Source organism: Cystobacter fuscus (assembly GCF_044360685.1).
GTDB lineage: Bacteria > Myxococcota > Myxococcia > Myxococcales > Myxococcaceae > Cystobacter > Cystobacter fuscus_C.
The window spans coordinates 685526-699138 of the sequence record NZ_CP043491.1 but is presented as its reverse complement, the minus strand read 5'-3'; the positions used below and the strand labels follow the sequence as shown (position 1 = coordinate 699138).

At 72.3% G+C, this 13613-nt stretch carries 9 protein-coding genes; 3 read left to right on the top strand and 6 right to left on the bottom strand.

Annotated features, from left to right (window positions below):
• Positions 1-2: 2 nt before the first annotated feature.
• From F0U63_RS02945 to cra, 4 genes are read right to left on the bottom strand one after another with little or no spacing between them, the layout of a single operon-like run.
• Complete coding sequence (locus F0U63_RS02945) at positions 3-545, bottom strand: 1,2-dihydroxy-3-keto-5-methylthiopentene dioxygenase (protein WP_395843462.1); 543 nt, start codon at positions 543-545, stop codon at positions 3-5.
• Complete coding sequence (locus F0U63_RS02940; RefSeq protein ID WP_395843460.1) at positions 542-1174, bottom strand: methylthioribulose 1-phosphate dehydratase; 633 nt, start codon at positions 1172-1174, stop codon at positions 542-544. Before F0U63_RS02940 ends, F0U63_RS02945 begins: the two co-directional genes overlap by 4 nt.
• 11 nt (positions 1175-1185) lie before the next feature.
• Positions 1186-2214: an LLM class flavin-dependent oxidoreductase gene (locus F0U63_RS02935; protein ID WP_395843458.1), complete on the bottom strand. Its 1029-nt coding sequence runs from the start codon at positions 2212-2214 to the stop codon at positions 1186-1188.
• A 48-nt stretch (positions 2215-2262) separates the two neighbouring features.
• Positions 2263-3249, bottom strand: coding sequence for a catabolite repressor/activator (gene cra / locus F0U63_RS02930; protein WP_395843456.1), 987 nt, complete (start codon positions 3247-3249; stop codon positions 2263-2265).
• A gap of 139 nt (positions 3250-3388) precedes the next feature.
• Here cra and ptsP point away from each other — a divergent pair, with 139 nt between their 5' ends.
• The 3 genes from ptsP to F0U63_RS02915 are packed head-to-tail and all read left to right on the top strand — an operon-like array spanning position 3389 to position 9011.
• Positions 3389-6247, top strand: a complete 2859-nt coding sequence (ptsP, locus tag F0U63_RS02925; protein ID WP_395843454.1) for a phosphoenolpyruvate--protein phosphotransferase — start codon at positions 3389-3391, stop codon at positions 6245-6247.
• Complete coding sequence (gene pfkB, locus F0U63_RS02920; protein ID WP_395843452.1) at positions 6247-7218, top strand: 1-phosphofructokinase; 972 nt, start codon at positions 6247-6249, stop codon at positions 7216-7218. Before ptsP ends, pfkB begins: the two co-directional genes overlap by 1 nt.
• Positions 7215-9011: a PTS fructose-like transporter subunit IIB gene (locus F0U63_RS02915; protein ID WP_395843450.1), complete on the top strand. Its 1797-nt coding sequence runs from the start codon at positions 7215-7217 to the stop codon at positions 9009-9011. Before pfkB ends, F0U63_RS02915 begins: the two co-directional genes overlap by 4 nt.
• 10 nt (positions 9012-9021) lie before the next feature.
• Here F0U63_RS02915 and F0U63_RS02910 read toward each other — a convergent pair whose 3' ends face one another.
• Positions 9022-9804 carry a DUF4184 family protein gene (locus F0U63_RS02910; protein WP_395843448.1) on the bottom strand — a complete coding sequence of 261 codons (783 nt, stop codon included), beginning with the start codon at positions 9802-9804 and terminating at the stop codon, positions 9022-9024.
• A 1-nt stretch (position 9805) separates the two neighbouring features.
• The gene (locus F0U63_RS02905; protein ID WP_395843446.1) at positions 9806-13468 is read right to left on the bottom strand and encodes a hypothetical protein; all 3663 of its coding nucleotides are present in this window, start codon (positions 13466-13468) and stop codon (positions 9806-9808) included.
• Positions 13469-13613: the final 145 nt, after the last annotated feature.

The following is a 13613-nucleotide window of genomic DNA, read 5'->3' as shown; positions in this document are numbered from 1 at the left end:
GCTCATTCCAGACGGGGAAAGCGCGAGGCGATGTCATCGCCCGTCATCCGCGCGATCCACCCTTCCTTGTTGGTGAAGAGGCGGATGGCGGTGAAGCTCGGCCGGGGGCCCATGTCGAACCAGTGCGGCGTCCCGTCCGGCACGCTGATGAGGTCGCCCTTCTCGCACAGCACGAAGAAGACGCGGCCCGCCTTGTGGATGCTGAACAGGCCCTGTCCCTCGACGAAGAAGCGCACCTCGTCCTCGCTGTGCGTGTGCTCCTCGAGGAACTTCGCGCGCATCGCCTCGCGCTGCGGGTGGTCCGGCACCATGCCCAGCACGTCCACCGATCGCAGGCCCCGCTCCTCCATCAGCCGCCGCACCGGCCCCTCGTAGGCCGCGAGGACCTCCTCCTGACTCGCCCCGGGCGCGAGCGGCCGGCTCGCCTCCCAGCGCTCGAAGCGGATGCCCACTTCGCCCAGCTCGCGCCGGATGGCGTCGAAGTCGCGCGTGTGCACCCGCGCCCGTGCACTGTCTGCCTCGTCGAAAACCCTCAGCTCGCTCATCGGCTCAACCTCCTGACTTCCAGCTCGCACGCCAGCAGGAACTCGAACGCTTCCACATGCCGCCGGGCCTCCGCCACCGAGCGGCCCCACGTGTACAGGCCATGGCCCTCGATGAGGTAGCCGGGCAGGCCCGGGTGCTCGCTCAAGTGGGCCTCCACGCGGGCGGCCAGCCGGGGAATGTCCTGATCATTGCCGAACACGGGCACCTCCAGGCGCGCCGTGTGCGAGTCCACCCCGGGCAGGGCCTTGAGCACCTCGTAGCCCTCGAGCACCACGCCGCCGGGGCTCAGGCGCGAGAGCACCGTGGCCGCCAGCGAGTGCGTGTGCAGCACCGCCCCCACGTCCGGCCCGCTCCGGTAACGCCGCAGGTGCAACGCCGTCTCCGCCGAGGGCTTGCCACCCGGGGGCCGCACGTCCTTCAGGGTCTCATCCTCCAGGCCCACCACCAGGAAGTCCCCGGCTCCGAGCTCGCCCTTGTGGCGGCCCGAGGCGGTGATGACCATGTGGCGCGCATCCAACCGCGCCGAGAAGTTGCCGGCGGTGGCCGGCACCCACCCCCGCTCGAAGAAGAGCCGGCCCGCGCGGCTCAACTCCTCGCCTCGAGCGCCCATCTGCTCCATGCCGTCCATGGCCGCGGACTCTACACCGCCGCCGGGGCCTGGGGAGCCGGAGCGCTCGCGGCGAGCGCGTCGCGCACCTGCGCGGTGAGTTCGAAGGAGCGCAGCCGGGCGGCGTGGTCGTAGATCTGCGCTGTCACCATCAACTCGTCCGCGCGCGTGCGCTGGAGGAAGCGCTCCAGACCCTGACGCACGGTGGCGGGCGAGCCGATGAACGAACAGGCCAGGGCGTGCTCCAGCCGGGCGCGCTCCAGTTCCGACCAGCGCCCCTCCATGCCGTCCACGGGCGGCTCGAGGGGCCCGGGCGTGCCGCGCTGGAGGTTGACGAATTGCTGCTGGACCGAGGTGAAGAGGCGTGTGGCCTCGGCGTCCGTGTCGGCGGCGAAGACGTTGACGCCGAGCATGACGTGGGGCCGCGCCAGGGCCTCGGAGGGCTGGAACTGCTCGCGGTACAGGTCGATGGCCGACCACATCAGCTCGGGGGCGAAGTGCGAGGCGAAGGCGAACGGCAGGCCGAGCGCGGCGGCGAGCTGGGCGCTGAAGAGGCTGGAGCCCAACAGCCACAGGGGCACCTTCAGCCCCTCACCCGGCACGGCCCGCAGCCGCTGACCAGGCGTGGCCGGACGGAAGTAGGACTGCAACTCGAGCACGTCCTGGGGGAAGGAATCGGCGCTGGCCGCGAGGTTGCGGCGCAGGGCCTGGGCCGTGCGTTGATCCGACCCCGGCGCCCGCCCGAGCCCCAGGTCGATGCGGCCCGGATAGAGCGACTCCAGCGTGCCGAACTGCTCGGCGATCACCAGCGGCGAGTGGTTGGGCAGCATGATGCCGCCCGCCCCGACACGGATGGTGGAGGTGCCTCCAGCCACGTAGCCGATGACCACCGACGTCGCCGCGCTGGCGACGCCCGGCATGCCGTGGTGCTCGGCCAGCCAGTAGCGCTGATAGCCCCAGCGCTCGGCGTGGCGGGCCAGGTCCAGGGTGTTGTGGAAGGACTGCGCGGCGGTGGAGCCCTTGAGGATGGGCGACAGATCGAGAACGGAGAAGGGAACCATGGCCCCTCTCATAAAGCGGGGCCCTATTCACGGCATCCCCAACAGCCCTCAGTCCCGGCGCTTGAGCTCCCGGGCCACCACCTCGCAGCCAGGCGTGTAGGTGCCACGCACCGCGGCCAGGGCACGCGCCAGGGTCACCTCGGCGATGCGCTCGTGCCGCTGCGGCAGCGAGTTGATGCGCAACGGCAGGAAGTCCAGCAGGCGGTCATCCCCGAACGTCGCCATCCGCAGCCCCCGGGGCAGGCCATCGGGGAACTGAAGCAGCACGTCGAGCACGCCCTGCATCAGCGTGTACGAGCACGTGACGAGCGCGTCGGGCAGGCCCTGCTTCTCGATCAGCTCGCGCATCATCTGGGCACCGCTCTCCCGGTCGTAGCGTGCCCCGGACAGCTCGTGCACCTGCTCGATCTGCCCCTGCACCGCGCGCCGGAAGCCCTCGCGCCGCTCGGTGGTGACCGCCAGCGAGGGCACCGCGTCCAGCCAGGCCACGCGCCGCGAGCCCTCGTGGAGCACCGAGCGCGTCAGCGTCTCGGCCGCCAGGGTGTTCTCGCTGACGACGCACACGAAGCGCTCCGGGTTGAGCGCCCGGTCCACGGCGATCACCGGCGTGCCCGACTCCATCAGCCCCGCGTAGAACGTGTCCTCGGGCGGCAGCGCGCTCGCGACGATCAGCGCGTCACAGCGCCGCGCGCGCAGCATCAGCGCCAGCTCCCGCTCGGTGTGCGGCTCGTCATCGGAGCCGACGATCAACAACTGGTAGCCCTCGCGCCGCGCGCCGTGCTCGAACAGCTTGGCCAGCCGCGCGTAGCTCACGTTCTCCAGATCCGGAACGATGAGGCCCAGGGTGCGGCTGGCGCCTCGCCGCAACGCCGCCGCCTGGGCGTCGATGCGGAAGTTGTGGTGCTCGACCACCGCCATCACCCGAGCCGCCGTCTTGGCGCTGATGCGTCGGGCCTCTGCCTGCCCGTTGAGCACGTAGCTGGCCGTGGTCCTCGAGACCCCCGCCAGGCGAGCGATGTCCGTCAGTGTCATCATGACTTCCCGCGCAATGAACTCCCCGACCCGACACCCATGCCACCCCGAAATTTTCGGGTGGCCCCCACCTATTCTACCCTAAAGGGTGACACGATTCAGCACTTCCATTATAAGCGGCAAAACAAGGAGACCGCAATAGATGCTAATGCTGACACGAGAGGACGTCCAGCTCGGTTGTCATGCCGCGGACTGGAGGGGGGCCTTGGCTCAAGCAGCGGCGGCACTGGTCGACGCGGGCCGGGTCTCGGCCGAGTACGGCGAGGGTCTGCTCGCCCGGGAAGCCCAGTCCTCCACCTACCTCGGCAAGGGGATCGCCATTCCGCACGGCACGCCGGAGAGCCGCCGCCACGTGCGCTCCACGGGCGTGCGCGTGTTGCAGTTTCCCGAGGGAGTGTCGTGGCATGACGGCTCGCGCGTCAACCTGCTGGTGACGATCGCCGCGCAGTCCGACGAGCACCTGGACATCCTGCGCCAGCTCACGCACGTGCTGGACCGGGAAGGCGTGGCCGAGTCGCTGGCGCGCGCGACGAGTCCCGACGAGGTCATCGCCACGCTCTCGCGCCAGCCGGTGACGGCGAAGCTCGACGCCCAGACGCTGTGCCTGGGCCTGCCCGTGAAGGACCGCTGGGAGCTGGCGCTCGCCGCCGCGGCCCGGCTGCGCCACGCGGGCTGCGTGGACGCGGGCTTCGTCGCCACCATCGCCGGGCAGCCCCCCGTGTCGCTCGGCCAGGGGCTGTGGCTCGTGGTGGGCACCTCGGGCGTGCGCGCCCCCGCGCTCGCGCTGGCCACGCCGGACAAGCCCCTCCGGGATGAGGCCGGAGACGTGGCGGGTGTCTTCTGCCTCGCCGCCCAGGGCGAGGCGCACCGCTCCCTGCTCGAGCGGCTCGATGGGCTGCTCGCCCACGGCGAGGGCGCGCGGCTGCTCGGGCTGTCCGCGGAGGCCGTCCTGTCGCGGCTCGCGGGCGAGTCCGCCCAGGCGCAAACGGCCCGCGTCCGTCTGCTCAACGCACATGGTCTGCACGCCCGGCCCGCCCAGGCGCTCGTCCAGGTGGCACGGGAGCAGACGCTGCCCGTGCGCGTCCGCCTGCTGGAGGGCAACGGGGAGGCCGTCTCCACGACGAGCTTGAGCAAGGTGCTCGGCCTGGGAGCACGCCGTGGCCAGACGCTCGTGTTCTCCGCCGAGGGCGAGGGCGCCGCCCAGGCGGTCTCCGCTCTGGTGGACGCGGTGCGCGGCGGACTCGGGGAGCCGGTGACGCCCCTGAACGAGGCGAGCGAGAGCGTGCCCGTTCCCCTCGCCCCCCGGAAGGAGCCCGCCGCCGCGCCGCCCGTGGATGAGCCCCTGACGGCCGTGCCCGCCGCGCCCGGCATCGCGATCGCGCCCGCCTACGTGCTGCGGCCCCCGGAGTTCCGCTACGCCGAGCGCGCCCAGGACGCGGCGCGAGAGCGGAGCCGGCTGGACAAGGCCCTGCTCGGCGCGCGGCAGCAGCTCTCCGCGATGGTGCAGCGCACCGTGGGCAACGAGGTCGCTCAAATCATGTCCATCCACCTGGAGATGCTGGGGGACCCGGCCCTGAAGGATCCGGCGCTGGAGGCCATCGGCGAGGGCGCGTCGGCGGAGGCCGGCTGGTGGCGGTCCGTCGAGACCGCGGCGCGTGCCCAGGAGTCGCTCGCGGATCGCCTGCTGGCCGAGCGCGCCGCGGACCTGCGCGATGTGGGCCGGCGCGTGCTCGGCCTGTTGTGCGGCGTGGAGCTGCCCACGCCCCCCGAGCATCCCTACATCCTCGTGGCCGAGGACGTGGGGCCCTCGGACGTGGCCCGCCTGGACACCGCCCTGGTGCGCGGCCTCGTCACCGCGAAGGGTGGAGCCACCTCGCACAGCGCCATCCTCGCCCGGGCGCTCGGCATCGCCGCCGTGGCGGGCGCGGGCGAGGCCGTCCTGGCGCTCGTGTCCGGCGTGGAGCTGATCGTCGACGGAGAGCTCGGCCGGGTGGTCCACGCGCCGAGCCCCACGCGCCGCGAGCGCACCGAGCGGCGCATCCAGGAACAGGAGACGCGGCGGCAGGCGGCCCACGCGCGGCGCCACGAGGAGGCGCGCACCCAGGACGGGCACCGCGTGGAGGTGGCCGCCAACCTGGGCAGCACCGCGCACGCCGCGGACGCCGTGGAGCGCGGCGCCGAGGGCGTGGGCCTGCTGCGCACCGAGTTCGTCTTCATGGCGCATCCCCAGGAGCCCGACCTGGCGACGCAGATCGCCGAGTACAGCAAGGCGTTCGACGCGCTCGCGGGCCGGCCGCTCGTGGCGCGCACGCTCGACGTGGGCGGGGACAAGCCCTTGTCCTACTGGCCCATGCCCCAGGAGGACAACCCGTTCCTCGGCCTGCGCGGCATCCGCCTGACGCTCACCCGGCCCGAGGTGCTGGAGACCCAGTTGCGCGCCCTGCTCACCGCGGCGGGGACGCGCCCGGTGCGCATCATGTTCCCCATGGTGAAGGACCTCGAGGAGTTCCGCGCGGGCAAGGCCCTCTTCGACAAGGTGCAGGCCCAGGTGCGGGCGGCCGACGTGCAGCTCGGGGTGATGATCGAAGTGCCCTCGTGCGCGCTGCTCGCCCCGACGCTCGCGAAGGAGGCGGACTTCTTCTCCATCGGCACCAACGATCTCACCCAGTACACACTCGCCATCGACCGCGGCCACCCACAACTGTCCGCGCAGTCCGACGCGCTCCACCCCGGCGTGCTCCAGCTCATCCGCATGACGGTCGAAGCCGCCCATGCCGAGGGCCGCTGGGTGGGCGTGTGCGGCGAGCTCGGCTCGGATCCCCAGGCCGTGCCCGTGCTGGTGGGCCTGGGCGTGGACGAGCTGTCCGTGAGCAGCCGCCGCGTGCCCCTCGTGAAGGCCCGCGTCCGTGAATTGACCCTGTCCCGAGCGCGCGAGCTGGCGCGGCTCGCCCTCCAACAACCCACCGCCGCGGCCGTCCGCGAAGCCCTGGAGAACGCGTGATGGCACGCATCCTCACCCTCACCCTCAATCCCGCCCTCGATCTCACCGTCCGTGCCGGAGGCCCCCTGCGGCTCGGCGAGGTCAACCGCACCGAGAGCACCCGCATCGACGCCGCCGGCAAGGGCATCAACGTGGCGCGCGTGCTCGCCAAGCTCGGCCACGACGTCACCGTCTCCGGCCTGCTCGGCGCCAACAACGAGACGGACTTCGTGCGCGCCTTCGACACGTGCGGCCTGCGCGACGCGTTCATCCGCGTGCCGGGCGAGACGCGCATCAACATCAAGCTGTCCGAGGCCGGCGGGCGCGTCACCGACCTCAATGGTCCCGGCCTGCGCATCCCCGCCTCCGCGCTGCAGGCCCTGTTCGCGCGGCTGGACACCCTGTTGGCCACCGGGCTCGACGCCGTCGTCATCTCCGGCAGCCTGCCGCAGGGGGTGCCCCTCACGACCCCCTCGGACCTCATCACCCGGATCCGCGAGCGCCAGGTGCCGGTCTGGCTCGACACCAGCGGAGCAGCCCTCGTGTCCGGACTCGCCGCGCGGCCCTCGGGCGTCAAACCCAATGATCTCGAGCTGGCCGACTGGGCGGGACATCCACTCGACACGTACGAGGCGCGGCTGCGGGCGGCGCGACGGCTCCATGACGATGGCATCGCGGACGTGCTCCTGTCCCTGGGTTCCGAGGGCGTGCTCTGGGCCTCGGACGGCGCGGCCCTGACCGCCACGCCGCCTCCGGTCTCCGTCGTCAGTACCGTGGGCGCGGGGGACACGCTGCTGGCCGGCACGCTGCACGGCGTGTTGTCCGGCTGGCCCCGCGAGCGCGTGCTGCGCTTCGCCACGGCGCTCGCCGCCGAGTCCGTGCGGCACATCGGCGTCGGCGAGCCCGACGCCGTGGATTTCGAGCAGCTCCACCAACACACCCTCGTCCAAAGCCTGTCCGTGGATCCGAGCGCCGGGGAGACGCACCCATGAACGTGATTCTCATCACGGCCTGCCCCAGCGGCGTGGCCACGACCTTCCTGGCGGCGCGGGGGCTCGAGCGCGCCGCGGCCCAGCGCGGCTGGAAGACGTCCGTGGAGATGCACGGCCAGCTCGCGCCGCTCGTCCCCGTCGACGCGGCCACCCTCGAGGCCGCCCAACTGGTCGTCGTCGCGGCGAGCGCGCCGGTGGACCTCGCGCGCTTCGCGGGCAAGCGCGTCTACCAGGCGCCCATCTCGGACGCGCTGCCCGACCCGCGCGCCTTCCTCACCCGCGCCGAGGCCGAGGCCCGTCCCTGGAGCCCCACGGTCCCCACCAACAGCGCGCCCCCACTCCCCGCGGCCACCGAGGGCTCACCGCGCATCGTCGCCGTCACCGCCTGTCCCACGGGCGTGGCCCACACCTTCATGGCGGCCGAGGCGCTGCTGCAGGCCGGACGGGGACTCGGCTATACGCTGCGCGTGGAGACGCAGGGCTCGGTGGGGGCGCAGGACGCGCTCACGGCGGAGGAGATCCGCGCGGCGGACGTGGTCATCCTCGCCTGTGACATCGAGGTGGACCCCTCGCGCTTCGTGGGCAAGCGCGTCTTTCGCACCTCCACGGGCGCCGCGCTGAAGAAGTCCACACAAACGATCCGCGAGGCGCTGGACAAGGCCACGGTGCTCGAGGGCGCCCAGGGCGAGCGGGCCGCGGCCCCCGCCAGCAAGGGAGGCCAGCGCGGGCCCTACCGGCACCTGCTCACGGGCGTGTCGTTCATGCTGCCCATGGTCGTCGCGGGCGGCCTGATCATCGCGCTGTCCTTCGTCTTCGGCATCGAGGCCTTCAAGGAGAAGGGCACGCTGGCGGCGGCGCTGATGGACATTGGCGGAGGCGCGGCGTTCAAGCTGATGGTGCCGCTGCTCGCCGGCTACATCGCGTACTCCATCGCGGACCGGCCCGGCATCGCGCCCGGCATGGTGGGCGGCTATCTGGCGAGCACCCTGGGCGCCGGCTTCCTCGGAGGCATCGCCGCGGGCTTCGTCGCGGGCTACGGTGCCCAGGCCCTGAGCCGCTACGTCAAGCTGCCCGCCAGCATGGAGGCGCTCAAGCCCATCCTCATCATCCCCCTGGTGGCGAGCCTCGTCACCGGACTGGTGATGATCTACGTCATCGGCGCGCCCGTGGCCGCGCTCCTCGCGTCCGTCACCACGTTCCTCAAGACGATGAACACCGGCAACGCGCTCATCCTGGGGGCGCTGCTGGGCGCGATGATGTGCTTCGACCTCGGCGGCCCCATCAACAAGGCGGCGTATGCCTTTGGCGTGGGGCTCATCTCGGAGAACACCTACGGGCCCATGGCCGCCATCATGGCCGCCGGCATGGTGCCGCCCATCGGCATGGGCATCGCGAGCCTGCTCGCGCGGAACAAGTTCTCCGAGCCGGAGCGCGACGCGGGCAAGGCGGCACTGGCGCTGGGCCTGTGCTTCATCTCCGAGGGCGCCATCCCCTTCATGGCCAAGGACCCCTTGCGCGTGATTCCCGTCAGCGTGCTCGGGGGAGCCATCACCGGGGCCATGTCCATGTTCTTCGGCGTCCAGCTCATGGCACCCCACGGGGGCCTCTTCGTACTGCTCATCCCCCACGCGGTGAACCACGTGCTCATCTACCTGCTGTCCATCGTCGCGGGCTCGCTCGTCATCGGCGTGGGCTACGCGCTGGTGAAGACGGGCAAGGCGGAGCTGCCCGGAGCCACGAAGGAGCCCTCCCCCGTGGCGGGCAAGAGCGGCGCGGCGGTCGGCTCGAACTGAGCGGGGGCCGTCACCGGGGCGCGGAGGCTTCGGCCGCGCCCCGCCCTCCGCGCCACCGCACGAGCGCGCACCCGAGCGAGAACCCCACGAGCGCGCCCGTCACCGTGGGCCAGAACGCCCACCAGAGCTGCGCCTCGAGTGCCCCCATGGACTCGTAGCGCGACAGCCTCCACGCAAGGCCCGCGCAGGCCCCGGCGAGCGTGGGCAGCAGCAGCCAGAGGAAGGCCGCCCACGAGCCTCCCGGCACGGGCTCCAGGTGCCGGTAGCGCCTCGCCATGTACCCGAGCACCCCGAGCGAGCCGGCCACGGACGAGAGGTGTTGGAAGACGCGGGAGAGCGACAGCTCCCGGCTCCCCACGGGGACGTAGATGCCCAGGTAGAGCGCGTTCGCGGGCCACATGTCGCGGTGGGTGAAACCGTCCCAGAGCAGGTGCGTGGCGGCGCCCACCAACAGGGCTCCGGGCACCGCGGCCCACGCGAGCACGGTGCGCGGAGGGCGCTCGGGCCGCACGAAGCGGCCCCACTGCACACCCGCCGCCTCGGGCAGGGCCCACCTGAGCGCGGGCAGGACGAACACCTCCAGCCACACCAACACCCCGAGCCCCATGGGGAGGCAGTACCGGAAGAGACCTGGAACGGTGTGCGCCACCCGTCCCCAGCCCTCCGGCACGTAGATATAGGAGAAGTCCGGGGCGCAGGCGCCGACGACGAGCGCGGTGCGCACCCAGCCGCTGGGAACGAACCGGAAGAACGGCAGGACCGCGGCGGCGTGCGCGGGCAGGGTCACGGGCATGTCAGGCGGCGTCCGTGCGGGAAGGGGCGTCCTCCGCCCCATCGGGTTTCCAGGGCCATACGCGGGGAGCGATGCGCGCGTAAAGCAGGAACAGGGCCTCGCCCTCCCCGTGCTCGGCGCAGACCCGGCTGGCCTCGCGCAGCAGCGCGCCCGGCCCCAGCGATCGCCCGGACCTGCGCAGCATCTCGCGCAGCTCCCCGGGTACCGCCGCGAGGATGCCCTCCTTGGTGAGCCGCTCGTCATTGGCCTCGGCGCACAGCTCCAGGTGCCGCGCCAGCTCGGCCTTCAACCGCGCGTCGTACCCGAAGACGTACGCGCACATCTGGAACAGCTCCGAGCCCGCCTCCGTCATCAGGTCCGACTGCTCGCGCGCGAAGCCCGGCTCGCCCGCGGCGCGCCACAGGCAGTCCCACCGCGCCTGGGACGCATACCGCGCGAACAGCGCCCGGGCCGTGAGGTAGCTCTGCATCGAGTCATGGAAGAAGCGCACGTGCGTGGGCACCGGGCCCGGCCGCGCGTCCGCGGGCACCAGCAGCCCCGCGTCCAGCAGCCCCTGGAGCTTGTGCTCGTCCGGACTGTCCCGGAAGATGATGAGCCGGCTGCGATGCTCCCAATAGCTGTTCAGGCACAACGTCTCCGCGAACGCGAGCATCTCCGAGGTGGCCGCGTCGTCCGGGTCGCGCTTGAGCAGCCCCGCGAACACGGAGCGATAGAGGTTGATGACGCTGTCCACGCCCCCTCCGCCGAAGCGCAGCGCCAGGCGCACCAGCAGCGGCACATAGGTGCCATCCGCCCCGCGCCCCCGGCAGATGCGTTGCAGGGTGCCGGAGAGCACCTGGGGCTGTCCCTTCTCGTCCGGGTACGCGGCCTGGAAACGCGCGAGCCCCGCCTCGTCCAGGCGCTTGGGCTCCACCGCCATCCAGCGCAGCGCGTGGGACATCGCCAGGCGGTAGGCCTCGTTGGGCCGGGCCGACAGGAGCAGCGGCGCATGCAGCCCCATCTCGCGCTCCAGGTAGCGGCGCAGCGCCTCGGGCTCCACCCGCGACTCGGTGAGCCCATCCAGCACGAGGAAGAAGTCCCCCGACTCGAGCAGCGCGTCGCGCAGCTCCTCCGGCAGGCCCAGGTCCTGGAGCGCCTCCTGCGCCGCGCTCTCCAGGTCCTCCGCCGCGGGGTCGATGAAGACGGGCAGGGGCGAGGAGGGCCGCTGCTCGAAGCGCTCCAACGACAGCCGCACGAGCTGGCGCAAGAGGGCGCTCTTGCCCCGGCCTCCCGCGCATTGGAGGAGCAGGTGCGCGCGCTCGTGCGTGAGCAACAGGCACAGCTCCGCGGCGGTGCGCTCGGAGGGAGAGGGCGGCATGCCGGGCCCCGCGTACTCGACGACGTGCGCGGAGAGGTCCACGAACACCTCGCCATTGGCCTGGGCCGAGGCCACGTCCACCCGGCGGCGCACCTGCCGCACGTGCGTGGCGAAGAAGCGGCGGCGGAAGGCGGGCGAGCGCAACAGCGGCGCGGCGGCCCAGGAGAACGGGTGGGTGTAGACGAGCTTGCGGAACACGGCGGGAGACAGCAGGCCCAGGCACGCGCACAGCACGACCTCCGCGCTCACCACGCCCACCACCGTGGGCAGGTGGATGCGCAGTCCGCTCAACAACCCCAGCACCTCGCTGCCCCCCGCGCCCACGAGCGACACGCTGTAGCCAAGCAGGGGCAACCACCGGCGGGGCGCGGCCGAGGGACGCAAGAACAGCAGCGGCAACAGCAAGAACAGCGTCAGCCCGACGCACGCGAGCGCGGTGCGCACCCAGACCTGATCCATCAGGGGCACGCCGAAGGGCACGTGGCGGAAGGCGGCGGTGAGCCGCGAGCCGTTCTCCACCTCGGGCGAGGACACCTGGAGGTCATAGAGGTGCTCGGTGCTCCCTGGCGGCTCCGTCCATTGGAAGAGCAGGCCCTCGGGCTCGACGAACCGCCGCAGGCCCTGCCCCACCAGGTTGCCGTTCTCGTCGCGCACTTCGATCCGCAGGCCGCTCTCCAGGCCCTTCGCCCGCGTGAGCCCCGGCCAGTCCACCTCCAGGGAGGACAGCGCCGCCCCCGCCTCGGGCGTCCCGGTCATCTGGACCGCGCCCTCCGCGCCGCGCTCCAGCATGGCCCCTCCCGCGAAGCCCACCTCCACGCGCCGCACCTCGGAGGCGGGAGCCTGGACGTAGCTGCGCGGGGTGCCGGAGATCCAGAAGCGCTCCGTGCCCGAGATGGGCCGCACGTCGCCCAGGCCCACGCCCTCGAGCACCAGGGAGAGGGAGAGCCCCTCCGCGCCGAGCCGCAGCCGGTGCAAGCGCGTCTCCTCGTCCGAGACGAACCACACGCCGTGCGCATCCCACGCGCGCGCCACCGGAGCGCGCAGGTTCGTCGGATCCGAGGCCGTCACGACGAGTGCCGAGCCCTTCATGGACAGCAGGCGGACGAAGCCGTCGCGCGACACGATCCACGCCTGATCCGCCGACACCGGCAGGAGCGCGTCCACGTCGGAGAATGACTTGCTGCGCGCCAGCTCATCCCCCGTGTCACCCAGGCGGTAGACGCGGTGCTCATCGCGCGCCCACGCGGCCCCGTCCGCGGAATGCTCGATCGAGGGAGTGCCTTCCACCTGCACGCCGGAGCCCACCGGCCCCTCGGGCGTCACCAGCTTCAGCGAGAACCCCGCGGGCGAGGTGGCCGAGCCCTCTGGGGACTTCGAGGCCCGGGGCTCGGGAACCACCAACCAGAGCGAGTCACCGCCCTGATGGACGAAAGGCCGCTGGAACGTGTCGGGGAGGGGCGTTGGGGGCACCAGCTTCTTGTGGGCCCCGCCCTCCTGGCCCGTCTGGAGCAACCGGGGCGCCGTCTGTCCGGACGGCTCCACCACCCAGACACGCTGGGCCTGAGAGGTGGGAATCAGCTCCCTCACGTTGCGAGTGCTCAGCGGACGGGGGTTGAACTTGGACTTCGCCTGGAGATCCACCTGGTGGAGGTTCTGGTCGAGCACGAGCCAGCCCTGCCGCCCATCCCCCACCGGCACCAGCGTCGCCCGGCCCACGGCGGCGGAGGCCTGTCCCGGGATGGACAGGGGAACGCCCTCCACGCCCCCCGCCGGGTCGATGACCCAGAGGGTCTTCGTGGTGAACAGGGACACGACCCACAGCCGCTCATGGCCCTTGGAGGGCGCGAGCACCAGTTCCTGCGAGGGAAGCGCGTCGATGCGCTGGAGCGAGCCCTGGTGGTCCACGCTGTACACGGCGTTGGCCCGCCCGGCCTCCGGTGAGACCACCTCCACGTGGACCCAGGCACGCTCGGGGTCCGCCGAGGGGATGACGTCCACCACCCGCGCGCTCTCGTCTCCGAGCTTCACCGCCAGCTCGCCGCCATCCGCGTCCACCAGCCCCAGCCCGGCCCGCTGGGGTGTCCAGGCCCAGACATGGTTGCCGTGTCCGCACGGCTCCAGGCGGCTGGCCCGGGAGAAGGGCCGCACCCAGTACCCCTCGACCGAGGCCTCCACGGGCACGGGAGCCTGCTCGCTCCGAGCACAGCCCACCCCGCCCACGAGGCCCAGCAGCACGGCGCTCGCGAGCCACGGCACCCGGTGAACCAGGCTCCGCCAGGTCAATCCAGCGCGGGGGGAAGTCTTCATGGGGGCGGCCCTCCGTGACACCGGAGAATCCAGGCGCCGATGCCCGGCCTCCCGCGACACACCACATTGTGCCACAGCGAGGAGGCTTGTCCGGCTCGCCTCCCAGGGTCTCCACCAGCCAACACTTCGAGGCCCCGCGGTCGGA

Coding starts and splice junctions, on each gene's coding strand:
- F0U63_RS02945 (WP_395843462.1), bottom strand. CDS start 545: ATGAGCGAGCTGAGGGTTTTCGACGAGGCAGACAGTGCACGGGCGCGG.
- F0U63_RS02940 (WP_395843460.1), bottom strand. CDS start 1,174: ATGGACGGCATGGAGCAGATGGGCGCTCGAGGCGAGGAGTTGAGCCGC.
- F0U63_RS02935 (WP_395843458.1), bottom strand. CDS start 2,214: ATGGTTCCCTTCTCCGTTCTCGATCTGTCGCCCATCCTCAAGGGCTCC.
- cra (WP_395843456.1), bottom strand. CDS start 3,249: ATGATGACACTGACGGACATCGCTCGCCTGGCGGGGGTCTCGAGGACC.
- ptsP (WP_395843454.1), top strand. CDS start 3,389: ATGCTAATGCTGACACGAGAGGACGTCCAGCTCGGTTGTCATGCCGCG.
- pfkB (WP_395843452.1), top strand. CDS start 6,247: ATGGCACGCATCCTCACCCTCACCCTCAATCCCGCCCTCGATCTCACC.
- F0U63_RS02915 (WP_395843450.1), top strand. CDS start 7,215: ATGAACGTGATTCTCATCACGGCCTGCCCCAGCGGCGTGGCCACGACC.
- F0U63_RS02910 (WP_395843448.1), bottom strand. CDS start 9,804: ATGCCCGTGACCCTGCCCGCGCACGCCGCCGCGGTCCTGCCGTTCTTC.
- F0U63_RS02905 (WP_395843446.1), bottom strand. CDS start 13,468: ATGAAGACTTCCCCCCGCGCTGGATTGACCTGGCGGAGCCTGGTTCAC.